Source organism: Leptolyngbya sp. Cla-17 (genome assembly GCF_016807185.1).
In the GTDB taxonomy this organism is placed as follows: domain Bacteria; phylum Cyanobacteriota; class Cyanobacteriia; order Leptolyngbyales; family Leptolyngbyaceae; genus ULC077BIN1.
Genome location: NZ_JAEVYN010000002.1, coordinates 223,821 through 250,619, shown reverse-complemented (window position 1 = coordinate 250,619; position 26,799 = coordinate 223,821). Strand labels below are relative to the sequence as shown.

Sequence of the window (26,799 nt, the reverse complement as noted above, 5' to 3'; positions counted from 1 at the left end):
GCAATGAACACAAGCTCAAAAAGCGTATCACTTCTGGCGAATCTGTCGAACAAGTTTGCCTTGCCAGAAGTTTAATACCCCTTTGAGAATCGCGATCGCCCGTTTGGGCTGCACCACGCTGGCACGCAGGGCGTGAAACAGAATGCGGCTAAGTCGATACCCAAAGACCTTCTGGCTAGTATGTCGTTCCAGCGCTAACAAGTAACTAAAAGTACTGTGTTGCAGTGTCAATGAAGGGGTGCGGTTAGTAATCGAAGAAGGTTGATGAACGACTTGAATCTGTTCTGTAATGACGATTCGATGTCCTTGTTGGGCATAGCGCCGACAAAAATCAAAGTCTTCGTAGTACAGAAAATAGGCGGGATCAAACTGGGGACAGTGGTTAAAGTTTTGAAAGTTGACCAATAAGCTGCATCCGGTAACCCAGCTTGTTTCAACATAATTGGCTAATTGATGGGGGGATTCAGTTTTAGCAATAATTTTGCCGGTTTCTGGAACAAATTCACCGCCTGCAAACCAAATCTTTCCCGATGGTTCGGAGATGATGGTGCCAATGATGGATAGCATTGGATGAATTTTACAAAACTGAGCAGCATGGTTGAGGGAGTTTTCTGATAGCGTAGTATCGGGATTGATCAGCCATGCCGTGGCAGCGCGATCGCGTTCAAATACCCAGTTCAAGCCCAAATTGCACCCACCACCAAAACCCAAGTTTTCTCCCGCTTCTAAAATCAGCACGCGATCGCTGGCCAGCTTTGAGCAATCTTCTGCAGCGGAATTGTTGACAACAATCAACTGATAGTCAACATCAACTTGCGCCTGACCCTGATGTATAGATGCCAGCAATTTGGCGATCAACTCCGCTGAGTAATAGTTAACCGTGATCAGATAAATCACACGCTGTGCAACTTTTGTTTCAAGTAGATATCTTTCATATGTCGCTTAACCGTATTAATAGCAACAAACAGCTTCGTAGCAATATCGCGGTAGGTGTGCCCCGTGCGATGGAGCAGCCACACGTCGGCCTGACGAGCCGTTAACCCATACTGGTTAATTTCAGCGATCGCTCGACTCCGTGCCACCTGGTCGCAATCTTCCAACGTAACTAACAAATGAGGGCTATGAGTGTCCTCTAATCGAAACCATCGTACCCGCACCCGATAGCGAACAGCTAATTCTATGGTAATCTCCGCTTCAACCATTACAGGTTCTATGGTTGTTGGTTCACTTAAAACTTGGTGATTAGCAATAAATACCTGGCAAATTTGCCACACTTTTTGAGGCACCATTTCCGCTGTGGGCTGCCCAACATTCAACTGCTGACAAATCCGATGGGCATTGTAATTGCCATACACCCATTCTCCAGTTGTTGTAACAATCAACACGCCATCTATGAGGTTTTCTACAATTTCCTGAAGGAGAATGCAGTTTGTTTTGAGCGATCGCGCGGTTTTAGCTGTTTTAACAGAGGATATTGGGGAGTTCATTGCTGCCATCCTTTTTTTGCAGAGTCTATGAACCTATACGGTTATCCATAGAAAAATATGCAGATAGCAATGGGCATAAAAGTTTTCTGTGACGCAATTGCATAATGACGACTTTGAAAACCTAAAATTTTATGCTTTGATTCAGGCAGGATTCAGCAAACATTGAGTACTGGACTGTTTTAGGATTTGCATGGCAATCACCCAAAAAAATGATTTAGAGTTTTACGATCGCAACGCCGATAATTGGTGGGACGAAGATACCAAAATCTATACGCTGTATCATCTCAATAAACCGCGATTTGAATTTTTCGATCGTCATATTGCAAATTGGCAAGGTTTAAAAGCGCTAGATGTCGGCTGCGGCGGCGGATTTTCCTGTGAATTTATGGCGGCACGAGGAGTTGCCGTATCGGGCATTGATCAATCTCAAAAATGTATTGTCGCGGCTCAAGCCCATGCGATCGCCGCTGGCTTGGCGATCGACTATCGCTGCGGCATTGCAGAAGCAATGACCTATGCAGACAGCAGCTTTGATGTGGTGATTAGTGTAGACGTGCTGGAACATGTGGAGAGCGTTCCTCGCGTTTTAGCAGAAGTGTTTAGAATACTAAAACCCAATGGAACCTTTTTCTTTGACACTATCAATCGCAACTTCAAATCGCGTTTAGTGATGATTTGGATTATGGAAAATATCTTGGGTGAGATTCAAAAAGGCGTTCATGATTGGAACAAGTTTGTTACACCTGAAGAACTCACTGAGTTGCTCATTAAAAGTGGCTTTAAAGATGTAGAAATCAAAGGATTTGATTTATTCAGCGAAGCCTTACGATTGAACCTATCCAGTTATCTAGACTATCGTAAAACAGGTATTCCTAAAATCGTAATTAATGACGATACCTCGGTTAATTACATTGGCAAAGCAGTAAAGGTGCCACTAGTTTTTCAATCAAGACTGATCAATAAAAACCTTGAATTAGATTTTTTCAAACAACGCGAGAAAATTTAACTGTTGCTGCGTTTGCTGCGTTTGTGTGCATACATCAATTCATCGGCTTGGGTCATCATCTGCTCCAAGGATGGACTGATATCAACCTGGCAAATCGTAGAACCAATACTCATCGATAATCGATAAGGAAGTTCATAGTCCTGATTGAACTGGTTCACATTCATTTGCAGACGAGCAACCGGATTATCATTTGCTGAACACCCTGGCACAAACACGGCGAACTCATCGCCGCCCAGCCGACTCACCACATCCGACTCGCGAAAGGTTCGTTTCAATATCTGAGCCGCATCTACAATTAAGCGATCGCCGATCTCATGTCCTGAAAGGTCATTCACCTGCTTTAGACCATCGAGATCAATAAACACCAGGCATACGGATGCTTTAATTCGACGTGCTAATTTAAGTTGCTGCTCTGCTAATAAAAGAAAGCCACGCCGATTATTTAACCCAGTGAGTTCATCTGTAATTGACAGTCGCTGAACTGTCGCTTCTGCACTTTTCCGTTCTCTTACCTCTTCTCGCAGTTGGGCATTAGCAAATTCTAGTTCAACTGTGCGATCCTGTATCCGTTGCTCAAGTTCGGTATAAATCTGCACATTTTTAAGGGCAACGGCTGTTGTGTCTGCCAACGCTTGCAGCAATTCAATCTCTTCTGCCGTTGGTTGGTGTCGCTCTGCCCAGTAGACTCCAATTGCCCCAATTGGATCGAGTATCCGAATCGGCACCATTGCCAGACTTTTTACAAAGGTTGGTTGATAGGCAGCAAATGGAATCCGTTCATCTCCGTAAATGTTTTCAATGATGGCAGGTTGGCGATTATACATCGTCCAGCCACCAATGCAAATTTTCATGGGAAACCGTTGCCCTTTCCAGAGGGGCGCGATCGCATTTTCGTCCGCATAGAAACACTGGTCGTTATCGCGCAATACAAAGCTGGCACCATCGGCATTTGTTAGGTCTCTTGCGGCTACCCGCACAATTTCCATGATGCGTTCCAAGCTATGAGCTAGGGAAAGTTCTTGAACAGCAGTAACGAGCCGTTTCATTACTTGTAAATAGAACGGCGGACTCGAATCAGGGTTAGAAGATAAGACGGTTTGAAGCGAAGAGTCCATAAGAATATTTGCTTATTAAGCATCGTAAAATTATAAAAGAGCAAGAAACTAGAAAGTAGAGCCTTCTAGTCATCCCTCTTAAGAGAGATTTTGTAGTTAAATCATAAAGACGTGACGATGTTCAATAAATGTGGAATTTACTGAGTTAATTGTAAAGATTTTTATCAAGATTCATTTTCCCAAAGGAGCATCCACAGCGCTTTTTGAAGGGGGCATTGAAAAGCGATCGCTCCTCTCCTAGCAGAAAAGCGATCGCGTTAGATTCCAACCCAAAGTTGGATATATGAATGTGTGCGCTGTGTCCTGATCGTTTTCTCAGGTGACGGGCTGCTGACGTGAGGTTCGCATCAGGGTGACGAACTGCTCGAATAGGTAATCGGCATCATGGGGACCGGGGCTAGCTTCGGGGTGATATTGCACCGAGAACAGCGGTAGAGACTTATGACGCAATCCAGCGACGGTGCGATCGTTCAAATTCAGGTGAGTAATTTCCACATCAGCATCGGGCAGAGAATCGGCAGAAATAGCAAAGCCATGATTTTGGCTGGTAATTTCCACCTGCTTTTGTTCCAATCCACAGGGCTGGTTTAATCCCCGATGCCCAAACTTAAGTTTAAAGGTTTCGGCTCCTAAGGAAAGCCCCAAAATTTGGTGCCCCATGCAAATGCCGAATATGGGTTTTTGACTACTCAACAGGGCTTTGGTGGTTGCCACTCCTTCAGTGACAGCAGCCGGATCGCCAGGACCATTGGAGAGAAAAATGCCGTCGGGATTGTATTTAAGGATGTCTTCAGGAGAAGTAGTAGAGGGCACTACAATGACTCGGCAGCCATAGCTGGCAAGGCGGCGCAAAATGTTACGCTTCACGCCAAAATCTAAAGCAACCACGGTGAGGGGTTTCTCGTCGGTTTGAGTGCCGGGGCTAAACTCCCACCCTGCTTCAGTTGATTCTGACCATTCATATACAGCGGCAGTGGTGACCTCTTTCACGAGGTTGAGTCCTGCCATGCTAGGAGCCTCTTGAATCCGCTGCAATAAATCATTGGGGTCAAGAATTTCAGTGGAGATAGCGCCGTTCATGGCACCCACCGATCGCAACTTGCGGGTCAGGGCGCGGGTATCGATGCCGTAAATGCCTAAGACATGATGCTGTTTGAAGTAGTCTTGCAGGGATTGGGTCGATCGCCAGTTGCTGGGTCGCGCACAGATGTTTCGGGCGATCGCACCGCGCACCTGAGGACGAGCCGATTCTTCATCACCCACATTTACGCCCGTATTGCCCAACTCTGGGTAGGTAAAGGTAACAATTTGCCCACAGTAGCTAGGATCAGTCAATACTTCTTGATAGCCCGTCATGCCTGTGTTGAACACGACTTCTCCAATAGTGGTGCCCAACGCGCCAAATGAATAGCCAGGATAGTAAGATCCATCTGCCAAAACCAGCAGTGCAGGCTGTGGGGAAGTTGCCATAGTTACCTTTGTCACAAATTTGAAACGCCTTATTATGCCACGCTTGCCGTTTTGCAAAAAGTTCAAACCACACGATCACGCCTCAAGACTGTAGCGTCTTTTTGATCCGGCGCTCTGGGATGAGCCAGATCACCACCAATAGGATATGTATAGCAATCGAGCAGTTGGTTAGGACAATGCTTTGAAGGCATTATCGACTGCATCCCAAAGGGTTTGAAACTGATTGAGGGTTTTACGTAAGTAGTGCTTCAGCCGCGCCCAAAACTTTTCAATCTTGTTCAAGTCCGGGGAATAGGGTGGCAGAAATAGAACAAGGCACCCAGCTTGCTCAATCTGCTCTCGAATTACCCTCGATTTGTGAAAACTGGCATTGTCCATCACGACCACTTGTCCTGGCTTTAACTGAGCCACGAGAAACTCCTGTACCCAGGTTTCAAATAACACACTGTCGCAATAGCCCTTGAAGGTCATCGGCGCGATCACTTGACGCTCACACATCCAGCAATCATGCTGATGCGCTCCGTTCGATGCCCTAATTTCAGGGCCTCAAATCGCTTGGATTGCTCACACCATCCATAGGCATAGTCTTCGGTGTCATCCTCACCGGCTTCATCCACATAAACAAGTTGCTCCGGAAGGTAGGCTTGCAATTGGGCTAAGCAGACTTGCCGTTGCGCTTCATCCCGTTCCCGATAGCCATAGCTCTTTTTTTTCGAGTGAAACCAATCCGCTTTAAGGCTTTACCCAGGGTGTGGTCACTGATTGGTTGACCCCACTGCTCTGCCATCTCCTTCTGCGTCAAATGTCCATGCTGCTTGGCAAAGACTCGAAATTGCTCCAAATCAGTGATCTTGCCTTGGGGACCGCGTGGATAGTGCCGAATAGCACTGGGTGAACCTGTTGCGTCTCGTCGTTTGAGCCACAGGTCAATCGTGTTGCGGCTAATGTTAAACAGTTGGCTGACGTGGCTTTTACGGTGTCCACTAGCAATCGCGTCCAGTACTTTTTGGCGCAGGTCGTCGCTGTAAGGAGCAGGCATGGGAATAGCTATCCACTACTTAGGTGTATCTGTATATCCTGTCTTAACTATCCTCTCGATTGCTATAGCCCTCTTAAATCACTCTGACTAGAGACTATCTATTATAGAGGTACGTTTGTCCAGATTCAATTGCCATGCCAGCATCTAGAGCCGCCCGCCCGACGATACATTTTGTGGATGAATACTGCCAATTGTATGAGGACTTATTCCCAGAAGTGCGCAGCTATGAAGCCTTTAAGCTTCTGCATCTGGGGATGATTAGCGAGATTAAACGCAAATCCTTACCTGCCATTGCCAAAGCAGTAGGCTTAAACAATCAGCAAAACTTACATCACTTCCTTACCGAGTCTCCTTGGCAGGTGCAACAGTTACGCCAGAAGCGATTGGAGTTGACCCTCAAGGTACTCAACGGTCGGTCATTGATATTACGGTCGGTCATTGATATTACTGATTGATGAAACTGGAGATTGTAAGAAGGGAAAAAGCACTGATTACGTCAAACGGCAATACATCGGCAACGTCGGTAAGAAGGAAAATGGCATTGTCGCTGTCACTGCCTACGGCTTAGTCGATGGCATGATTGTGCCATTGAGTTTTGAGGTGTATAAACCCAGAGAACGACTCAAAGAGGGAGAAGAGTATCAAAGTAAACCGCAAATTGCGGCAACCATGATTCGACAATTACAAGCACTAGGATTTGAGTTTGAACTGGTGCTCGCCGATAGCTTGTATGGCGAAAGTAAAGTCAACTTTGTCGATGTGCTAGATGAATTAAACCTACCTTACATCCTGGCGATTCGCAGCAACCATGCTTTGTGGCTACCGCAAGACCAGGAGGTGTACCAGGAGCCTTGGCAGACCTTCAAGCGCACCTTTAGTAATGGCACGACAGAAACCCGTCACATGGCTGAGGTGATTTACGGCAAAAGCCACCGCAAGCAGTACTGGCTGTTGACCACTGACCCTGACACGTTACCGGACAACTCAACGTCCTATGTCATGGTCTGTGCCCCGGCAATCAAACTCAAAGATATTGGTGACAGTTATGGCTTTAGAACCTGGATTGAGTATGGTCTCAAACAAGCCAAAGATGCACTCGGGTGGGCAGACTTTCGTATGACCCGCTATGAGCAGATTGAGAAGTGGTGGGAGTTGGTCATGAGTACGTTTTTGATGGTCAGTTTGTTTGCCGACCCATTCAACGACTCCTGTCCACTGGCCCATCAGCGGTTTTCGCAGCACCCGTGGTGGAATAACCAGAGCGGTTGGAAGAACTTACTCAACAACTTGCGTTTAGTTATTCAACCTTTAGTTTGCTTCAATTGGCTTAAACACTGGTTGACGGTTTTTCCCATTGCTTCCCTTCAGTTAGGGTTTGAGCAACTGACGCAGAAGATGAATCAGTTTATCTGTCCACGGGTGCATCAGCTAAACCTCCAACTTATCTTTTCATCTGCTTAGAGTGATTAATGAGGGATAGATAGAGTGCCAAGGATAGTTTGCCTTTGAAGTCCTGTCCCATCGCGATCTCGGGGGTGACAGCTTTGCCATGGTAAGTCCCAGGGGTAAGAGTCAATGTTGGTTTTTCCCTCTTACTTACTCCACGCTTAGCACCAATCCCTTGAGATATAGACCTTCGGGATGATAAATGCTGGTGGGATGGTCGGCGGGCTGAGCCAAAGAATGCAACACCTGAATGGCTTTTCGAGATTCGATCGCCCCAGCCATAACTGCGCCCTTAAATAAGTCAGGAGTCACCACTTGGGAGCAAGAAAAGGTGAACACCATGCCGCCCGGTCGCAGCTTATCAAATGCCATTTGGTTCAGCCGTTTATATGCCATCACCGCTTGATGGCGGGCGGATAGATTTTTGGCAAAGGCAGGCGGGTCGAGAATGATGATGTCATACACCGGGTCGCAGCCTTTGAGATAGTCAAACACATCGGCAGCCACGGATTCATGCTCAACTTGGTGGGGATTGTTGAGCGCAATGTTGTCTTCGGTCAGGGCGATCGCTTTTGCCGAACTATCCACTGAATGCACTACCTCCGCATCCGCATCCACGGCATATACCGAAAAGCCGCCAGAGTAGCAAAAGGTATTCAGCACTCGCTTACCTTTGGCGTACTGGGCAAGCAATTGTCGATGTTCTCGCTGGTCTAAAAAGAAGCCTGTTTTTTGCCCTTCTTCCCAATCCACTGAAAAGCGGTGACCGTATTCCTGCACCACTCCGTCGGATTTTTCGCCAAGCAAATACTGATTCGTAGACTGCGTTTTGGATAGCACCGTCGCGCTTTTGTCGTACACCGCTTTCAAGCGATCGCCATAGACTGACTGCAAGCACTCCACAATCTGCGATCGCTGCTCATACATCCCCAGCGAATAGGCTTGCATCACCGCCGTGCCGTTGTACCAATCCACAATCAAGCCTGGTAGCCCGTCGCCCTCAGCATTCACCAGGCGATAGCAGTTGGTTACGTCACTCTCCGCCAGACCCACCTGTCGCCGCACCTCATAGGCACGGTGAAATCGGTCTAAGAACAGCTTCTCAACGCTGGTAACTGGCTCAAAAGCAAGGATTTTGACCGCAATATTGCCGCCACAATAGTGACCGATCGCCAAAAAATCTCCACTGGCGCTGAACACCTCCGCGATCGCCCCCTCTTGCAACTCTGGATCTTTCTGCTTAATTGCACCCGAAAAAATCCACGGGTGAAACCGCCGGACGGCATCGGCTTTGCTGTTTTGTAAAACAATTCGAGGAAAATTCATGAGGGTTCGGAGTTCGAGGTTCAGGGGTCAAGGGGCAGGGTTCGGGGACAGGAAACAAAGCAACGGCAGCAGGGCGGAGCAATTCATTAACCTGCCTACTCTATCCACTCCGCACTCCGTACTCCGTACTAAACTCGTGCCAGCGTCACCTGCTCCAATTGGTCTTGATACTTCCCTTGGCGGGTTTCATAGCTCACCGCACAGGGCGCACCTTCTAAAAAGATTAATTGCACCACCCCTTCATTCGCGTAAATGCGGCAGTCGGCACTAGAGGAATTAGAAAATTCTAGGGTCAAATAGCCGCGCCAACCTGCCTCAGCCGGGGTGAGATTGGCAATTAGCCCAGTGCGAGCATAGGTGCTTTTGCCAATGCAAATCACCGTCACATTTTCCGGCACTGCCAACCGTTCCAACGCTACGCCTAAGCCATAGGAGTGGGCAGGCAAGATGAAGAAACTGCCGTTTTCATCCGTGTGTAGCTCGGTGGCTTCCAAATTGGCAGGGTTAAAATGCTTCGGATCAACCACTTTGCCGGGAATATGGCGAAAGATGCGAAATTCTGCCGCCGATAAACGCAAGTCATAGCCATAGCTACTTAGCCCATAGGAAATCACGGGTAAACCATTGGCATGGCGCACCAGTTGAGGCTCAAAGGGAGCAATCATGCCCTTCGCTGCCATTTCAGTAATCCAAGTGTCGTTTTTGATCATAGGAGTTCGGGGAGTTGGGAGTGCGGAGTTGGGAGTGCGGAGTGCGAATCAACAGGTAAACGCTTTAATAAAGGCTCGTTCTAGAGTGCAGAGTGCGAAGGAGTTTGGAGTTGAACCCCGAACCCCGAACCCCGAACTCCGAACCTCAAACCCTGTTCCTCACGGTTGGTGGCTACGGCGGAGTTCGGTGATTTGGTCGGCGACATCAAGGAGCGATCGCGGCATTTCGGGTCCCGTCAAAATAACATCTACGTTGCGGGGACGTTTTTTCAGAAAGGCTAGCACATCGCCTTCTGAAATTAACCCAAAGGTAATAGCGAGGCTGAGTTCATCCAGCACAACCAGTTCGTATTTTCCCTGACAAACAACGTCTTGAGTGTAAAGCCATAGTTCTTCCAGGGATTTCTGCTCGTCGTCGTCCAAGACGGGCGTATCGATACAGCGGGATAAGTTGCATCGAATCCAGTCGAGGCTCTGCCCCAATTGCACAGGATGTTCGTAGCCTTGAGCAATCCCACCTTTAAGAAACTGTACGACTAGGACGGGAGTGCCTTGTCCGGCAATGCGAAGCGCTTGTGCCATGACATTTGTAAAAAAACTGCGGTGGGTGCAAGTAAATACCTGTACCAGTCCTTCAATAGAATGAGCCGGATGAAGGCTCACATCTGGGATCGGGGTCTCGACCTGTGAAACCATTAATTTTGCCTGCGTCATGAACAGAAAAAGTGGAGCATTCTAGAAACTAGACTTTTGAGATAGGCAAAATATAGCGTACTTTCTCAAGTTTTCTGCTTAATTAACGCTACATTTTGTGATGCTTCTGATTTATGAATGGATTACTTATCTTGGATGTATCTTCTCTACAGAGGAGAGATAGTAGACGCAAACCTAAATATACAAAGTTAAATGCTGTCACCTGCCAGACAGCCCCTAATAAATAAATACAGACACAGGTAGTACCATAAAGCATCAGGCTCTTTCTCAATTTTGGCTGTTTAACTCATGACGTCTCCGCCAATTCAATGGTATCCCGGTCACATTGCTAAGGCCGAAAAAGCCCTGCAAGAACAGCTTAAGCGGGTAGATGTGGTGCTAGAAGTGCGAGATGCCCGAATTCCACTGTCTACAGAGCATCCACAAGTGAAGCAGTGGATTGGCACCAAAGAGCGAGTTCTAGTGCTGAACCGGATGGATATGATTTCGATGGCGGCGCGGCAACAGTGGACAGGATGGTTTCGGGAACGGGGCGAGGAACCGCTGTTTACAGATGCTCAACATGGTAAAGGGATTGAGGCGATTACAAGAGCAGCGCAAACAGCCGGGGAAAAGATGAATCAGCGCAGGCGCGATCGCGATATGTTGCCGCGTCCGGTGCGGGCTGTGGTGATGGGCTTCCCAAATGTGGGCAAGTCTGCATTAATCAATCGGCTGCTCAATCGGCGCGTGGTTGCTAGTTCTCGCCGTGCTGGAGTGACCCGCCAACTGCGATGGGTTCGCATTTCCGACCAGATTGAGCTACTCGATGCCCCAGGAGTGTTGCCCTCTAAACTCACGAATCAGCTCTCTGCCATTAAACTAGCAATTTGTGATGATATCGGCGAAGCTTCTTACGACAATCAGCGGGTAGCCGCAATCTTAATCGACTTACTCCGACCTATTCAAGCAGAAATGGCTCTCCAGACTCGCTATAACCTGTCTCTGGAAGACTTAACGGGCGAAGATTACCTGCACGCCTTGGCAAAATTTCGCTACCAGGACAATGTGGAACGAACGGCACGGCAGTTACTCAATGATTTTCGGGTGGGGCAGCTAGGCACGATCGCCTTGGAAATGCCACCCACAGAGAATGATGATGGGCGAGAGGTGAGGGGCGAGGGGTAATCGCGCCATAAACCCGAACTCTGAACTCCGAACTCAACTCTTCTTCGGTGGGCGAGGGAAAGCGGTCTTCATAGGGAATAGAATTTGGTTGAGCAAGCGAATTTGGTCGGCGGTGCCCATGCAGATGAGGTGATCTCCTTGCATCAGAACAGTGTCGGCGTTGGGTCCAACAATAGGAGTGCCATCTAAGCGACGGATGGCAAGCACTAATGCTCCAGATTGCGATCGCAGCTTGGCTTCTCTCAAGGTTTGCCCCACATAGGGATTGTTGGGTGTGGTTAGCTCAAACTCCTCCATATAGAAGGTGCGATCGCCACCGGAAAGAATGCCATCTACAAAATCCATCACTTGCGGTCGCAATGCCGCCGATGCCATCCGCTTACCGCCTGTGATGTAGGGTGATACTACTGCATCGGCTCCGGCGCGTTGCAGTTTGACTAATGCCTCCTCGGTGCTGGCACGAGCGATCGCCCGTACAGATGGGTTCAGCGTTTTCGCAGATAGGACGGTGTAGAGATTTTCCGCGTCTGATGGCAGCGCTGCAATCAAACAAGTTGCCTGTTCAATTTGCAACCGTATTAAGGTTTCATCGAGGGTGGCATCACCCTGAATCGCCGTGTAGCCCAACTGCTCAGCCATCACCACGGGGTCATGCCCAAAATCAGCCACCACAAAGGTGATGCCCTCTGCTTGAAACTCTGTGGCAATTTGCTGTCCCATCCGCCCAAAGCCACAAATAATATAGTGATCAGATAATTTTTCCATTTGTTTTTGCAGTCGTCGCAGTCGCAATCCTTCTTGAAAATAACCCTGGATTAACGCATCGGTAAACCGATTGACGATGTAACCAATACTGATTACGCCTAACAAAATCAAAACGATGGTGAAGATGCGACCGCGATCGCCCAGAGGATTCACCTCCAAAAATCCCACCGTTGCCAGCGTAATCACCGTCATATACGCCGCATCTAGCCAGCGCCACCCTTCCACCAGGTGGTACCAACTGCTGCCCAGCAGAAACACACCCACCAGCGACAGTGCGCCGCCAATCAACTGTTGCTGAATGCGGCGAAACTGCTGTTCAACGCGGATTTGAGGATTGGAAAGTTTTCCCGTGCTCACAAGCTAAACAATAAAGTTCTCACCCGTGATTATTGCGTACCTTCATTCGAGCGATCGCGGTTTGACTGAATTTACAGCAAGGTCTTGCCTGTAAATATAAAAATACTAGTGCGATAGAGCAAGGATAGCGATCGCCATCAGAGGAATGGAGTACCACCTGAAGAATACATGAATCTCTATAGTTCTGGATAAAAAAGCACCCTCCAAGAATGAAGGGTGCCTTTAGATTAAATTTGCAACCTACGTCAACTTAGAAGCTGAATGTGGTCCGAATAACACCCACAAACTGGGTAGCATTGTCACTATTTCCTTCTGGATTAATGAGCATAACCACACCTGGTGTAATTGCAATATTGTCACTCAAGCGATAGCGATAAAACGCTTCAGCATGATAAGGAGGCTCCTCATCTAAGCGACGACGACTTGCAGGGTTGGGAAGTCCATTTGCAAGGCGATTGCGATAGTCATTATCTAGAACGCGAGGCTGCATACCAAACGTCAGTCCTAGCAAGTTTCCTTTTTTGCCCAAATCAGGGAAGCCTAAGAAACCAGCAAAGTTAGAAATTTTAGCTTCTTCATTGGTACGACGGTTGTTAGCAAAGCTATATCCATACCATCCACCCACAACGACTTTGGGGGTTAAACGCCATTGCAACTGGGCTGAAAAGCTATCGGTTGAGGTAGCCTGTCCGTTAAAAGGGTTAGCAGCGTAACCTGTGCCCGTGCTACCAAAGAGGTTAGGAGCACCTTGGTTAAACAATGTGGCTGGTGAAACACCAGGATTGTAAGAGCGAACATAGGTTAAGCCTAAATCGATTTTGCTGCTAGGGCGAAAAACAAGCTGCCCAACTGCAGCGAAGCTTCCATTAAACAAACCATTTTTTTCGCCAGGGTCATTAGCATTTTGGTCTGAAAAATAACCCCCTTGCAATGCAAGGGCCTTACCAAACTTGTATTCAAAAGACGCTCCCGGAGAACTGACGAGTCCTTGATTGTTGGAGCGATAGATAGGGTTGAAACGACCGAAACGAGAGACCGAACCTGCTCCGCTAGACGCAAATGGGCTTAAGGTTTCAATCATTGAATCGTAGATTCTGCTTTGAACAGCATCAATCTGGAAACGCAGATTGCTGCTGACTGGAAAGCGATAATACAAATGATCTATGTTAACCGCATTAGATTCATTGCCATCAAATCCTAAGCGAGTTCCGTTGGTGCCTGTGAAAGCTCCAGCAAAGGGAGTGATGTTGCGTCCTTGTAGGCGAACACGGAGGCGATCGCGGCCATTGAAGCTAGAATCAAGAGCAATACGAGCTCGGCTACCAAAAATTGTTTCGGTGCGGTCATCTTCGAGGCGGCGTTCAGTGGCGAGGCTCGTTACACCATTACCAACAAAGCCATCATTACCACTGCGGGTAGCGCGATCGCCAAAGGTATCAGCAACAGCAAAAACGACTTCACCGCTTAGCTTGGTGGTAGTTGAGAACTGTTGCTTCTCCAAAGTTGCAGTACGAACTTCTAGCGATTCAACCCGACCGCGCAGAGCCGCTAGTTCCGAAGCAAACTCTTCTTGCAGCCTTTTAACAACTTCTAAATCTTCTTTCTTGACGAAGTCAGCGGTTGCTGCAGCAATCAACTCTTGAATTTTGTCTAAGCAAGAATTCAAACCAGCTGCAAACTCATACCGGGTCAAGGCACGGTTACCGCGGTAGGTTCTGTCGGGATAACCAACAATACAACCATAACGCTCTACCAAAGATTGCAGTGCTTGAAATGCCCAGTCAGTGGGTCTAACGTCAGTTAGCTGAGATACGGAAGTAACTTGACCCAAGGTGGCCGAGGACTTGCCTTCAGCACTGTAGGAGGAAACTTGATTGATTACAGAATCTTGGGGAGCGACAGACGTTTGGGCAAAAGCTGAAAATGCAGTTGCTCCGAGCAGCGCAGGCGCTAACCAAAAAGAATTCCAAGCAATACGTGACATATTTCGATCCTCACATCCAACTGAATAAACATGGTAATGCATTAAGCGTCTGCAATGGAAGCAAACTTAGGCAGGAACAGCGAAATAGAGCTAGTATCCTTGAACCATCAGGCTTATCAAACAATTGACCTGAGGGATTCACAACGCTTACTAAATTAATCAACCAAACGTAGCAATGAGCACAAAAAACTGCATCGCTATGAGGTTCGACTATTCTTTTTTAAGAGTACCCTTCAAGCAGTTAAGTTAAAACAAACAAAAATATAACAGTAGGTTAAGAAAGCAAGAAGCCTAAGCAAAGGAAGTTGGAGGAGGAATATTAATTGGTAGATAGACCGCTAAGTCACTAGATTAAAGTGACTGTATGACAGGTAAAGTGAAGCGAGATTCATACGGTCATTGGGTTATCCTGCAAAAAAGCTAGATTTCAATCCAGCTACGTCATTTTCCATGAGCTTGTTCTGTTGTTGATGGATTTTCTTATGCATCAGTTGTCTGCTTTGAGAAATCGATTGCCTGAGTTGAGAAATTTATTTGCTTCTGAGCGATCGCTGCTGTTGCCCATGGTGGTTTTGGCATTGGGAATCCATGCGGCAGTGTTAACCTTGCCAATTCCCGCTAAAGAAACGCTGAAAACGCCTGACGATCAAAAAAATCCAATTAAAGTCACGCAAATTCCGACGGAATCACCCTTGGAAGCGATGACATCAACTGGGGTAAAGATTCCGCCTCTCGGCACATCAGTTAGCAATTCTTCAGAAGTTGGCAATTCTTCAGACGCTTCAGACTCTGAGGAAGCTGGCTCAACGAGTGATTCTAGTGATTCTGATACGGATGCATCTCCATCGACTGATTCTAGTGCCGATTCTGCAACATCCTTCGGCAAATCTGCCATCGCTGCCAGTCCTGTCAAAAAAGCGACAAAATCGGTGTCTGCAAAAGCCGCTGCAACACCGACTGATAGTGACGCCAGCACAACTGAACAAAGTTCTAGTTCATCCCCTGGAGAAACTGCTGAGACTGTCGAGCCAAGTTCTGATGCGGATGCCAATGTTTCGCCATCTGCAACTGTTTCTAGAGGTGGAGTGTCTGCGACAGCTTTTGCAAATTTCCCTCAGTTTCAATCTTCTACGGGAGATTGCTTTGGCTTAGGGTTGGGAGATAACTGTCGCGTGGTTGAAAATGGGGCGATCGCAGAGGTGACAAAGTACTTTCGCAAAGAGCTTGGAGAAAAGCAATTTAAAGCGGATTTAGTGAGAGATGAACCGAGCCGCAAGGTTTTCAGAGTTTCTAAGGATAATAAGACTCTGTTTTTGAACATTTTGCAAAATAAACAGAATGTCGTTCATGTGCTGTCGTCGGTTGTGTATAAGCAGTCACCGGATGAGGTTACGGAAAAGGGAGAGTAGAAGCAGCAATTGATCGTGAACCATGCGATCGCTTAGTTTCGTCGAGATTTTAGACTTGATCCCATATCTCAGCATCCAAAATTTGAAAGGGTGATTTCGCTGGAAGGCAGTTCATGACCCATGCTTTATCGATTAATTTGACATTTTTGCCGATCGCCCCAACGGGATTGGCAACTTACGCGATTAATCTGTTACCTCACTTAAAATCGCTTGATCCAGCTTTATTTGTGGCGCAAGAGCAGGATGGATTTGAGTGTTATTCAGTTCCTAATAATCTGACTCATGAGCAGGGAAGAAAAGGGCATTTTTCTCGCTTATTATGGACTCAGTTTCAGGCACCCAGACTTTATCAGACAACGCGATCGCGTCTTTTATTTTCTCCCATTCCTGAAGCGCCTTTGTGGTCTAATTGTCGATCCATCGTTACTGTTCACGACCTCATTCCACTGCGTTTTTTCCGCAAAAATACGCCCCTCTGGCTGTATCAACGCTACTATTTGCCCCAAGTCTTAGATCAAGCCGAACATATTATTTGTAACTCTCAGGCAACTGCACAGGATATCGTTAATTTTTTTGGAATTTCTGCCAAAAAAATTACCCCGATTCTATTGGCGCATGATGCAGAGAATTTTCGCTTTTTGGGGTTGCCAACTAGCAATTATTTTCTTTATTTAGGACGCAACGATCCCTATAAAAATCTTCCGCAATTGCTCAGCGCTTTTGCATCCATACCAAGCTTTTCAGCTTATGAATTGTGGATTGCAGGACCCATGGACGATCGCTACACGCCCGATTTAATGAGGCAAATTGAATCTCTAAAACTAATGGATCAAGTCAAGTTTTTGAGCTATGTTCCTTACTCAGAATTGCCGAAAATTATTGGTCAGGCAATCGCGCTGGTGATGCCCAGTCTTTGGGAAGGCTTCGGTTTGCCTGTGCTGGAAGCGATGGCGTGTGGCACTCCGGTGATCACCTCCAACCTGTCTTCTTTACCAGAGGTGACGGGAGAAGCGGCTTTGTTGGTTGATCCCTATAGTGTGGACGCGATCGCCCAGGCAATGCAAGCGATCGCTGCTGATCCTAGCCTCAGAACTCAACTGCAACAGGCAAGCCTTTCTAGAGCAAGGCAGTTTAACTGGACAAACACTGGAGAAGCAACCGCTGCGATCTTGCGAGAATATCTTTAGTTTATTTATCCGTTTGCTATGAACCTGTCGATCGCCGATCTGAGATTGAACTATACTCGCCAATCGCTTTTAGAAGCCGACATTCACCCTGACCCGATCCAACAATTTCAAATCTGGTTTAATCAAGCGGTAACAGCAAACTTGCTGGAACCCAATGCCATGACCCTGGCTACCGCTAGCACCAGCGGCACCCCCTCGGCGCGGATTGTGCTACTTAAGGGTGTAGATGAGCGAGGATTTGTGTTTTATACCAACTACAACAGTCAAAAAGGACAGGAGCTCATTAGCAATCCACAGGCGGCACTGGTGTTTTTGTGGGGCGAACTGGAGCGACAGGTAAGAATTGCAGGTGCCGTCGAAAAAATTGCCGACCAAGAGACGGAGATGTACTTTCATAGCCGCCCTAAAAGCAGCCAGTTGGGTGCTTGGGCATCGGAGCAAAGCCAGGTCATCCCAAATCGGGAAGTGTTGGAACAGCGTTTAGCAGACCTAGATCAGGAATATCAGAATCAAGATGTACCGCGTCCGGCTCACTGGGGCGGGTTTCGGGTGGTTCCCCATGCGATCGAGTTTTGGCAAGGACGACCTAGCCGACTTCACGATCGCTTACGCTATCAATTTGAAGCTGACAATTGGATGATTGAGCGTTTGTCACCTTAAATTTAGTGCATTGTGGTCATTGCGCCATTTCAGCAAAGTCGCACACCGCGCTGCTGCAATGAGGGCATGTGCTTTTGAGAAGATGCTGGATTCAGCGTTCCTTCAGGTTAATTTTTTAGTAGACCCTAAATTTAGTTGCAAGTATTGTCTGATTGCAGAGTCTGCCTTAGACTGATCACCTTAATAGCAACTTAAAAAGTAACAGCAGCGCCCTAGTTTTCTCTTTCTGCCCAAGATCTTCAGTTAGAAGCTTGTGAACCTACGTCACCTAATTCCATTTTTTGATACCACTGCCCAAGATTGGTCTTTAGAAGCGCGAGTGCTTCGTTGGCTGACTTTTGTTTGGCTATTTATTGGCTTGGCAATGGTATTTTCTGCCGCCTATGCCGTTGGTGATGCGGAGCAGGGAGATGGGCTGTATTACTTCAAACTCCAAGTTGTTTGGGTTCTCATTGGTTTGGTTGGTTTTAATCTCTTGGTTCATACCCCAGTTCGCTTCATTCTTGGGGTTGCTGATTGGGGGTTGCTGATTGTCTTAGGGCTAATATTAGTGACGCTAATTCCAGGGGTCGGCATTCTTGTTAATGGCTCATCTCGCTGGTTATTTATTGGTCCGTTCCCCCTGCAACCGTCCGAACTAATTAAGCCTTTTCTAGTGATGCAAAGTGCGCGAATTTTCTCTCAGTGGAATCGGCTACGTTGGTCAATTCGGATCACTTGGCTAGGGATTTTCTTGGTAGTTGTGGCGGGTGTGTTGCTACAGCCAAATCTAAGTACTGCGGCTTTGTGCGGCATGATGCTGTGGCTGATTGCTTTAGGTGCAGGTCTGCCTTACGTGCAGTTAGCAGGGACAGCGTTTGGTGGCTTACTGGTTGTGGCGTTGAGTGTCAGTTTGCGTTCCTATCAGTTGCAGCGCATCCTTTCATTTTTGAATCCTTGGGTCGATCCCCATGGGAACGGCTATCAGCTTATTCAAAGTATTCTAGCGGTTGCTTCGGGTGGGGTTTGGGGAACTGGATTTGGTCTGTCTCAGCAAAAATTGTTTTATCTTCCAATTCAATATACTGATTTTATTTTTGCGGTTTTTGCTGAGGAGTTTGGCTTTTTGGGCTGCTTAATGCTGCTGTTGATGCTGGCGGTGTATGCGACGTTGGCATTGAAAGTAGCGCTGAAAGCTAGTACGACCGTTCATCGTTTGGTGGCGATCGGGATTATGGTGTTATTGGTTGGGCAATCCTTGTTGAATATCGGTGTAGCAACGGGCGTGTTGCCGACGACGGGCTTACCCTTTCCCATGCTCAGCTATGGTGGCAGTTCGATGATCTCCAGCTTGATATCAGCAGGCTTGCTAGTTCGAGTGGCGAGAGAGAGCGGCGAGTCGAAGGTAGTGCGCTTGGATGACCATCGTTCCAACCGCAAGCCTATTTCTCTAAAGCCACGATTCGTAAAATGATCCCTGTGGGAATTGCCCCTCGTTCCCGCGATTTCCCGTCGTGTAACTTATCGCCTCTCGTTACAGGGCATTAAGGCGATTAAGATAGAGAGGTATGTTTAGCGAGCGCTTGTAGTTTGTGCAGGCGCTGGTTTAAAGCGCGATCGCACAGAAAGAATGTTTGAAGCCTTCCAGACCCAGCTTTATCAATTGGCTCAGTTCGCCAATACGCTTGTAGCAACTCAACTTGCCCATCTCACACCAGTGAGTGTAGGAATTATTTTTTTTGCAGGTTTATTGACCAGCCTTACACCCTGCATGCTGTCCATGTTGCCAATTACGATTGGATACATGGGTGGGTATGAAGCCAAAACCCGACTGCAAGCCGCGGTGCAATCTATCTGGTTTGCCTTGGGGCTGGCAACAACCTTAGCGGGCTTGGGTGTTTTGGCAGCCGTGGTCGGTCGAATCTATGGGCAAGTCGGTTTAGGTTTGCCAATTGTCGTCAGCGTGATTGCAATTTTGATGGGGTTGAATCTGCTGGAGGCATTGCCTTTGAGCCTTCCCTCGTTCGGCGGTATGGGTTGGTTTTCTCAAGAATTGCCAGATAGTGCAAAGTCTTATTTGATTGGCGTTACCTTCGGTTTGGTTGCTTCTCCTTGCAGCACGCCAGTTTTAGCAACGCTACTCGCCTGGATTTCCACCACAAAAGACCCAGTGTTAGGTAGTCTGCTGCTGCTGGCATACACAGCGGGCTATGTGACTCCACTGATTGTGGCAGGAACGTTCACCGCCTCGATTAAAAAGTTGTTGGAACTGCGGCGCTGGTCAGGATGGATTACGCCTGCCAGCGGTCTTTTGCTCGTTATATTTGGGGTTTTCTCCCTGCTATTTAGAGCAACCAGTTTTTAGATTTTGGGTTGATGTTTCATTACCAATGGGGCAATTGTTCAAAGGCACTAAGGCAATGACTGCAAAAGATACTTTTTTATCAAAATTTTCTACCATCGGCGCTGTTCCTCAAACTTTTTTTAAGCGTGAACTGGTGCCGTTTTTGGCAGATCTAAGGTTAGCGATCGCTCTACTCTTGCTAATTGCTCTCTTCAGCATCTCCGGCACGGTTTTAGAACAGGGGCAATCGATCGCGTTTTACCAAGCAAACTATCCCGAACAGCCTGCCCTATTTGGTTTCCTCACCTGGAAAGTGTTGCTTGCGTTAGGACTCGACCATGTGTATCGTACGTGGTGGTTTCTTGGGTTGCTGGTCCTGTTTGGGTCTAGTTTGACGGCCTGCACCTTTAAGCGGCAAATTCCTTCCCTACGCTGGTTTTCTCGCACCTGGAATTTTTATACGCAGCCGCGCCAGTTTCAAAAATTTGCTCTAAGCGCCACTTTAAATCAGCGATCGCTAGATGATTTAGCGCCGCTCTTGGAAAACCGCCGCTACCGCATTTTCCGGCAAGGAGATTCGCTCTATGCTCACAAAGGGCTGATTGGACGAATTGGTCCCATCATCGTTCACATTGGCATTCTAGTAATTTTGCTGGGTGGCATTATGGGTGCCCTGACTGGCTTTATTGCCCAAGAAATGATTCCCAGTGGCAGCACCTTTCAAATTCAAAATATTACGGATGCTGGACCGTGGGCAACGCCTCAAATCCCCAAGGACTGGTCGGTTAAAGTCAACCGCTTCTGGATCGACTACACGCCAGAAGGCAACATTGATCAGTTCTACTCCGATATGTCTGTGTTAGACAGTGCCGGTAAAGAAGTGAAGCGGAAGACGATCCATGTGAATGAACCGCTGACTTACAAAGGGGTAACTTTGTATCAGGCATCTTGGGCGATCTCGTCTGTGCGGGTGCGCCTGAACAACAGTCCAATCTTTCAACTGCCCATGGCGCAGTTGGATACTGGCGGCAAAGGGCAACTTTGGGGCACCTGGATTCCCACAAAGCCTGACCTGAGTGAGGGAGTATCGCTGATTGCCAAAGACCTTCAGGGCACCCTCATTATTTATGGTAACGATGGCAAGTTGATTTCCACAGCGCGAGCAGGGATGGGCACTGAGGTAAATGGAGTCACTCTAAAAATCTTGGAACTGGTTGGTAGTACTGGGCTGCAAATTAAAGCTGATCCTGGAATTCCCCTGGTTTATGCTGGATTTGCTTTGTTGATGGCAGGAGTGATGATGAGCTATGTTTCCCACTCTCAAATTTGGGCATTGCAAACGGGTGGAGAATGCCATGTAGGTGGCACCACTAACCGCGCTCAAGTTACGTTTGAACGAGAAGTGATTAGCATTTTGGATCAGTTAGAGCAGACCAACGAATCAGCTCTGAGCTTGATATCTTGATCGTTGAAATGGATGAATAATGATTCAAAGCATTTATACAGATGGCGCTTGTAGCGGCAATCCGGGACCGGGTGGCTGGGGCGTGGTAGTTTATTTCAGCGATGGCTCTCGTCATGAACTGGGTGGAGCAGATCGGCAAACCACCAATAATCGGATGGAAATGCAAGCCGCGATCGCAGCGCTGAAATTTCTCGCCGATCATCACACGGATACCATCGAACTCTACACCGATAGCGAATATGTCAGAAAAGGCATTACTGACTGGATCAAAGGCTGGAAAAAAAAAGGCTGGAAGACCTCCACAGGTAAAGATGTCGTCAACAAAGACCTCTGGCAAGAATTAGATCTTTTAAATTCTAAACAGGTGCAATGGCGTTATGTGCGTGCCCATGCTGGCAATGAAGGCAATGAACGATGCGACGCGATCGCCCGTGCCTTTAGCCTTGGTAAAAATCCTAAGCTTGCCCAAATTCAAACGAGTCAGATAATCGTTTCTGACGAACCTGAATCCCTAACTCTAAACACCTCTCTTAAATCGGTCGAAATTGAGCTGCCAGCTGCCTTGAAGCTCAACCCAACCCAATCCACTTCTACACTGACCAATATTGAAACTCTTGAACCGATGACATCAGATTCCTCTCTCACGCCAGATACGGTGGATGGCGCTTCCCGTGAGGTCAAAGTCGCTCAACTACGCGACACTGTTGAAGCTCTTCGCATTGCCGATGAGATTGCAGAAAAAAGCTACTTAATCACCAGTTCAGAACTTGCAGATTTAATGGATGTTAACGCCAGCGCTGTCACCAGTCGTGGAGATAATTGGGTCTGGCGCAACTGGACAGTCTCCCGCGTTCGCCGCGAGGGGAACCAGATCCTTTGGCAGCTTGAACGGCTGAGCTGAAAGCTATAGCTATATCGCATTCTTAAAGTTACGTGGTCCTTGATAGCCCGATTTGGTGGCTAAATCGGTCAGTTGCTGAGTGCCCGTCAAATACTGACCCTTAATTTCCCAGGTAGGAAACCCAAAACTTTGTCCAGTTTGCTTCTCAATTTTGGGCGCAACTTCTTGGCAGAGCGCTGCTTTGGAGTTCACTGCATCCGAGGCACATTCCACATAGGGATAAATTGCAGCGGCTTCCTTGCCAAACAGTTCTTTTTGATCATTACAGTGAGGGCACCAGTAGGCTCCATACATTTTTGCCCCAATCTGCTTCAGATGCTTTGCCAATTCAATTTCAGCCGTAGAAGAAGTATTGACGATCGCAGGTCCTGCATTACCATCCGATCCTCGACCATCAACGGGGGAAAGATTTGCATAAATCAGCAGAGTTGCAATCAGGGTAACCATCAGCGTAATGATCCCCGTCATCACCAGTTGACCCACATCCTCCCAGTCGCGTCCAATCAAAGTGAGAACAAACATGCTGAGAGCAAACACGGCAGAGGCAATGCAGTAATAACAAATCCCGCCTGCACCAAATTTTGAAACAAACTGCGTCACCATGATGTACATCAGGTAACCGCTGAAGACGGTCATAGCGGTTGCGCCAATAAACAACAGCCGCCAAGTCAATCCTTCCAGGTTGGTTCGCAGTTTCCGGTTTTGTTCAACGTTGATTGCCAAGGGCGCTAGCGCAAAGACTGCCATGCCGATATAAGCAGCTAAACCAAACAGAGCCAGGGGTAACCCAAACACAGTGGCATAAGGGCTGTCTAAGACTCGTTCACAACCACTGGTGGGACAGGCAGCAACGGTTTTTGAAAGCTTAGTGATAGTAATGTATGCCGTATTGATCGCACCAAGAATCGCGATCGCCCCAATAATTTGGCGTGACCAACGATGAATCCATGGAACATTACGACGACGACCGGCAAGACTAGACATAGCTCAACCCCATACAACTATCAGCAGACTTGGACGTGGAACCTCGTCTTTATTTTGCCTTATCCTGTTCCGAATTGTGTTTAAGGAACACTCTAAAGTTTCACAAACACTGCGTCAGGAGAGTCAATTTAGGCAAGGCAAAGGTTTTTACAACACGATCATTACAACAAGCCGACAGGCTCATCAAGCCGGATTAAAACTTGGTGGAGCCTTTGTAGCCAGACCATTTTGCTAATTCTTCTAAAGATTGGACTCCGACGTATTGCTTTCCATTGATTTCCCAAGTTGGGTATGCGGTCACCTTGGCTGCTTTGCATAGGTTCGGCTTAGCATTTGCTCCACGGGGATCGCATTCAATATAACTAATGGATTGAATTGCAGACTTGCCAAACAGCTCTTTTTGATGAGTACAGTATGAACACCAATAAGCGCCATACATTTTGGCATTGATCTTCTTTAAGTGCAGAGCTAAATCTGTTAATGCACTGCTGTCAGAAACGCTTGCAGAAACTCCACTAGCAGGTTTAGCACTGATAGCTGAGGGGTAAACAGTTATCGCTCCTACGCCAACAGAAAGACCCACTAAAGCGATCGCGTAAATTTGACGATTCATATCAATGTCCTCTAACCGAATGCAAATTAGGAGTGCAAGCGAACGGAGGAGAGAGATTGAGGTTCAGACTCGATCGGTACCCCCCGACGTACAGCCTCTACAAATCGACTAACCCGGATCGGATCAATCGGCTGGTCACGACGACCATGGCGCTTTAACGAGCTACAAGTAATCACGCCATCAGCCGCCTGCATTAAAGTAGCCACATTCTCGCAATCTGCACCACTTCCAATAAATACGGGAGTACTGTGAGCGGCAGCCTTGGCAAGCTCTAGGTCTTCTAAGCTGGGAGGGCTACCTGTTGCCCAACCGGATAAAATGATCGCATCCGCAAGCCCTCGTTCAATCGTATCTTGCACGGCAACAGTCAGGTTTGGAGAGCTAAGTGGACGGGCATGTTTGACTAGTACATCTGCAAAGATTTTGACATCGCTGCCTAATTCCCGGCGATAGCGCAATAGTTCGTAGGCACAACCTTCAATCAAACCCTGGTCGGTTGCCATTACACCCGTCAGCACGTTTACTCGAATAAATTGAGCGTTGGTACAAGTGGCGATCGCCAAAGCACTCCGAGCGTCATTCCGCAACACATTGATGCCAATCGGTAGCGTTACCATATGCATCAATCGCTGCACAATCAGGCTCATGGCACTGATCACGGCTGGATCAGCTTGACCGCTAGTAAATGGCACGTCGAAAAAGTTTTCGACGATGATGCCATCTACTCCACCGGATGCTAAAGCCACTGCCTCTTGCTCTGCGCGTTCTAAAACACTTTTGAGGTTACCGCCCCATTGGGGCGATGTCGGCAAAGGCAGTAGATGGACAACGCCAATCACTGGATTGGAGGTTTTGAAAGTTTGGATTAAGTCCACGTGTTTATGAATCGGACTCATCTAAATGTGAAGAGAATCAATCAACTTGGGCAGATGACAATTAAATAGGTGAAATGTGACAAACGAAGAGTATCTGCATAACACAGGCTCCACTTTGTTATTCATCCTTATCTTTGCGGCTACTGCTCTATCCAAATAATAGCGTTTCACTGGAACGATCCTTGCAGTAAATCATAGCGTTCTCCTAAATGCGTTAGGATTGCCATTGTTAATTCTAGATGAAGCTTTATCTTGTAAAGTATCGTAATACTTGCATTTTCAAGTTAGTATGTAGATTGAACATTATCTGAGCGATTGCACTCAGAAACCGAACAGCCAATGCTAAGTAGGTTTGATGCGAGGGGAGAAGTCCGTCGCGACGCGATCGCCGAAGGCCGACGACTGACAACCCTCTCATAGGATTATTACTAGCTTCATGGGCAATAAGCCAACAATTGCTGTCTCACATCTAGGCTGTGAGAAGAATAGGATTGACACTGAGCATATGCTGGGTTTGCTGGTTCAGGCTGGCTATTCAGTAGACGCGAACGAGGAATTAGCAGACTACGTTATTGTCAACACCTGTAGCTTTATTCAATCTGCTCGCGAAGAATCTGTTCGCACGCTGGTTGAACTTGCTGAAGCCGATAAAAAAATTGTGATCACAGGGTGCATGGCGCAGCACTTTAAAGAGGAGTTGCTAGACGAACTGCCCGAAGCAGTGGCTTTAGTAGGCACAGGTGACTATCACAAAATCGTTGATGTAATTCAACGCGCGGAAACTGGAGAGCGGGTTACAGAGATTTCTTTGCAGCCTACTTACATCGCTGATGAAACCACTCCTCGCTATCGCACTACGACTGAGGGAGTTGCTTATCTTCGGGTTGCTGAAGGATGTGATTATCGCTGTGCGTTCTGCATCATTCCTCACTTGCGCGGAAATCAGCGATCGCGCACTATTGAGTCCATTGTTGCCGAGGCTGAACGGTTGGCGTTAGAAGGGGTACAAGAGCTAATCTTGATATCCCAGATTACGACAAACTACGGGATCGACATTTACGGCAAGCCCAAACTAGCTGAACTCTTGCGAGCGCTTGGCAAAGTAGATGTTCCCTGGATTCGCATTCACTACGCATATCCAACCGGATTAACGCCTGAAGTGATGGTCGCGATTCAAGAAACGCCAAACGTTTTGCCATACATGGATTTACCTTTACAGCATTCACACCCTGAAGTGCTGCGATTGATGAATCGTCCTTGGCAAGGGCAGGTAAATGATACGATTATCAGTCGTATTAAGGAGTCCGTTCCTAACTCTGTTTTGCGAACGACCTTTATAGTGGGCTTTCCAGGTGAAACAGACGAACACTTCGAGCATTTACTAGAGTTCGTTAAAAGACATGAATTTGATCATGTAGGCGTGTTTACGTTTTCCCCGGAGGAGGGAACTCCCGCCTATACTCTTCCAAACCAACTTCCTCAAGCTGTTATGAACCAGCGCCGTCAAGCCTTAATGCAGGTTCAGCAGCCGATTTCTTTTAAGAAGAATCATCTGGAAATTGGCAAGGTTGTCAACGTGTTGATTGAGCAAGAAAATCCTGAAACTGGGGAATTGCTCGGTCGCTCATCTCGTTTCTCGCCAGAGGTTGATGGCTTGGTATACGTTTCTGGTGAAGCGAGTTTAGGGTCTTTGGTGCCAGTCGCCATTGACGATGCTAGTGAATATGACCTGTATGGTCATATCGCAACCGCAGCGGATTTATTTGACCATCAATCTTTAGCTGTTCTCTAAATCG

At 47.4% G+C, this 26,799-nt stretch carries 22 protein-coding genes and 2 pseudogenes; 11 read left to right on the top strand and 13 right to left on the bottom strand.

What is annotated here, in order from left to right:
• Positions 1 to 27: 27 nt before the first annotated feature.
• Positions 28 to 897 (bottom strand): glycosyltransferase family 2 protein, encoded by an 870-nt coding sequence (locus JOY44_RS12405; RefSeq protein WP_171574060.1) that lies wholly within the window; start codon positions 895 to 897, stop codon positions 28 to 30.
• The gene (locus JOY44_RS12400; protein WP_171574059.1) at positions 894 to 1,487 is read right to left on the bottom strand and encodes a LuxR C-terminal-related transcriptional regulator; all 594 of its coding nucleotides are present in this window, start codon (positions 1,485 to 1,487) and stop codon (positions 894 to 896) included. The genes JOY44_RS12405 and JOY44_RS12400 overlap by 4 nt, the downstream gene beginning before the upstream one ends.
• A 190-nt stretch (positions 1,488 to 1,677) precedes the next feature.
• Between JOY44_RS12400 and ubiG the strand changes: the two genes are divergently transcribed.
• Positions 1,678 to 2,493 (top strand): bifunctional 2-polyprenyl-6-hydroxyphenol methylase/3-demethylubiquinol 3-O-methyltransferase UbiG, encoded by an 816-nt coding sequence (ubiG, locus tag JOY44_RS12395; RefSeq protein ID WP_171574058.1) that lies wholly within the window; start codon positions 1,678 to 1,680, stop codon positions 2,491 to 2,493.
• Here the strand turns inward: ubiG and JOY44_RS12390 are convergent.
• The 3 genes and pseudogenes from JOY44_RS12390 to JOY44_RS12380 all read right to left on the bottom strand — a co-directional run bounded on the left by JOY44_RS12390 (position 2,490) and on the right by JOY44_RS12380 (position 6,117).
• On the bottom strand, positions 2,490 to 3,608 hold the full coding sequence (locus tag JOY44_RS12390; RefSeq protein ID WP_171574057.1) for a GGDEF domain-containing protein: 1,119 nt from the start codon (positions 3,606 to 3,608) through the stop codon (positions 2,490 to 2,492). The two genes, ubiG and JOY44_RS12390, sit on opposite strands and share 4 nt — an antisense overlap.
• A 315-nt stretch (positions 3,609 to 3,923) precedes the next feature.
• Positions 3,924 to 5,078, bottom strand: a complete 1,155-nt coding sequence (carA, locus tag JOY44_RS12385; protein ID WP_171574056.1) for a glutamine-hydrolyzing carbamoyl-phosphate synthase small subunit — start codon at positions 5,076 to 5,078, stop codon at positions 3,924 to 3,926.
• A gap of 168 nt (positions 5,079 to 5,246) precedes the next feature.
• Positions 5,247 to 6,117 (bottom strand): annotated as a pseudogene (locus JOY44_RS12380) (IS630 family transposase).
• Between the two features lie 134 nt (positions 6,118 to 6,251).
• Between JOY44_RS12380 and JOY44_RS12375 the strand changes: the two are divergent.
• Positions 6,252 to 7,578: pseudogene (locus tag JOY44_RS12375) on the top strand (IS701 family transposase).
• A gap of 135 nt (positions 7,579 to 7,713) precedes the next feature.
• Here the strand turns inward: JOY44_RS12375 and JOY44_RS12370 are convergent.
• The 3 genes from JOY44_RS12370 to JOY44_RS12360 form a co-directional block, all read right to left on the bottom strand.
• Positions 7,714 to 8,889, bottom strand: coding sequence for a class I SAM-dependent rRNA methyltransferase (locus tag JOY44_RS12370; protein ID WP_171574055.1), 1,176 nt, complete (start codon positions 8,887 to 8,889; stop codon positions 7,714 to 7,716).
• A gap of 128 nt (positions 8,890 to 9,017) precedes the next feature.
• Positions 9,018 to 9,599: a dCTP deaminase gene (dcd, locus tag JOY44_RS12365; protein ID WP_171574054.1), complete on the bottom strand. Its 582-nt coding sequence runs from the start codon at positions 9,597 to 9,599 to the stop codon at positions 9,018 to 9,020.
• Between the two features lie 159 nt (positions 9,600 to 9,758).
• A complete protein-coding gene (locus tag JOY44_RS12360) occupies positions 9,759 to 10,313 on the bottom strand; it encodes a P-loop NTPase family protein (RefSeq protein ID WP_197985236.1) in 555 nt (184 codons plus the stop codon).
• Positions 10,314 to 10,601: 288 nt separating this feature from the next.
• Between JOY44_RS12360 and ylqF the strand changes: the two genes are divergently transcribed.
• Positions 10,602 to 11,480 carry a ribosome biogenesis GTPase YlqF gene (ylqF, locus tag JOY44_RS12355; RefSeq protein WP_171574053.1) on the top strand — a complete coding sequence of 293 codons (879 nt, stop codon included), beginning with the start codon at positions 10,602 to 10,604 and terminating at the stop codon, positions 11,478 to 11,480.
• 33 nt (positions 11,481 to 11,513) lie between these two features.
• Here ylqF and JOY44_RS12350 read toward each other — a convergent pair whose 3' ends face one another.
• On the bottom strand, positions 11,514 to 12,602 hold the full coding sequence (locus JOY44_RS12350) for a potassium channel family protein (RefSeq protein ID WP_171574052.1): 1,089 nt from the start codon (positions 12,600 to 12,602) through the stop codon (positions 11,514 to 11,516).
• 250 nt (positions 12,603 to 12,852) lie between these two features.
• Positions 12,853 to 14,586 carry an iron uptake porin gene (locus JOY44_RS12345; RefSeq protein ID WP_171574051.1) on the bottom strand — a complete coding sequence of 578 codons (1,734 nt, stop codon included), beginning with the start codon at positions 14,584 to 14,586 and terminating at the stop codon, positions 12,853 to 12,855.
• A 482-nt stretch (positions 14,587 to 15,068) separates the two neighbouring features.
• Here JOY44_RS12345 and JOY44_RS12340 point away from each other — a divergent pair, with 482 nt between their 5' ends.
• From JOY44_RS12340 to rnhA, 7 genes are all read left to right on the top strand, one after another.
• Entirely contained in the window at positions 15,069 to 15,995 is a 927-nt protein-coding gene (locus JOY44_RS12340; RefSeq protein WP_203032018.1) for a hypothetical protein, read from the top strand.
• Between the two features lie 113 nt (positions 15,996 to 16,108).
• Complete coding sequence (locus tag JOY44_RS12335; RefSeq protein ID WP_171574049.1) at positions 16,109 to 17,182, top strand: glycosyltransferase family 4 protein; 1,074 nt, start codon at positions 16,109 to 16,111, stop codon at positions 17,180 to 17,182.
• Between the two features lie 18 nt (positions 17,183 to 17,200).
• Entirely contained in the window at positions 17,201 to 17,842 is a 642-nt protein-coding gene (gene pdxH, locus JOY44_RS12330; protein ID WP_171574048.1) for a pyridoxamine 5'-phosphate oxidase, read from the top strand.
• Positions 17,843 to 18,095: 253 nt separating this feature from the next.
• Positions 18,096 to 19,295 (top strand): FtsW/RodA/SpoVE family cell cycle protein, encoded by a 1,200-nt coding sequence (locus tag JOY44_RS12325; RefSeq protein WP_171574047.1) that lies wholly within the window; start codon positions 18,096 to 18,098, stop codon positions 19,293 to 19,295.
• Positions 19,296 to 19,451: 156 nt separating this feature from the next.
• A complete protein-coding gene (locus JOY44_RS12320) occupies positions 19,452 to 20,186 on the top strand; it encodes a cytochrome c biogenesis protein CcdA (RefSeq protein ID WP_171574046.1) in 735 nt (244 codons plus the stop codon).
• A gap of 55 nt (positions 20,187 to 20,241) precedes the next feature.
• The gene (locus JOY44_RS12315) at positions 20,242 to 21,630 is read left to right on the top strand and encodes a cytochrome c biogenesis protein (protein WP_171574045.1); all 1,389 of its coding nucleotides are present in this window, start codon (positions 20,242 to 20,244) and stop codon (positions 21,628 to 21,630) included.
• 19 nt (positions 21,631 to 21,649) lie between these two features.
• Positions 21,650 to 22,531: a ribonuclease HI gene (gene rnhA, locus JOY44_RS12310; RefSeq protein WP_171574044.1), complete on the top strand. Its 882-nt coding sequence runs from the start codon at positions 21,650 to 21,652 to the stop codon at positions 22,529 to 22,531.
• Between the two features lie 9 nt (positions 22,532 to 22,540).
• Here the strand turns inward: rnhA and JOY44_RS12305 are convergent, their stop codons facing one another.
• From JOY44_RS12305 to btpA, 3 genes are all read right to left on the bottom strand, one after another.
• Positions 22,541 to 23,515: a vitamin K epoxide reductase family protein gene (locus tag JOY44_RS12305; protein WP_171574043.1), complete on the bottom strand. Its 975-nt coding sequence runs from the start codon at positions 23,513 to 23,515 to the stop codon at positions 22,541 to 22,543.
• 193 nt (positions 23,516 to 23,708) lie between these two features.
• The gene (locus tag JOY44_RS12300; protein ID WP_171574042.1) at positions 23,709 to 24,128 is read right to left on the bottom strand and encodes a hypothetical protein; all 420 of its coding nucleotides are present in this window, start codon (positions 24,126 to 24,128) and stop codon (positions 23,709 to 23,711) included.
• A gap of 26 nt (positions 24,129 to 24,154) precedes the next feature.
• On the bottom strand, positions 24,155 to 25,024 hold the full coding sequence (gene btpA / locus JOY44_RS12295) for a photosystem I biogenesis protein BtpA (protein ID WP_245404923.1): 870 nt from the start codon (positions 25,022 to 25,024) through the stop codon (positions 24,155 to 24,157).
• Between the two features lie 415 nt (positions 25,025 to 25,439).
• Between btpA and rimO the strand changes: the two genes are divergently transcribed.
• On the top strand, positions 25,440 to 26,795 hold the full coding sequence (gene rimO, locus JOY44_RS12290; RefSeq protein ID WP_171574040.1) for a 30S ribosomal protein S12 methylthiotransferase RimO: 1,356 nt from the start codon (positions 25,440 to 25,442) through the stop codon (positions 26,793 to 26,795).
• The last annotated feature ends 4 nt before the right edge of the window (positions 26,796 to 26,799 follow it).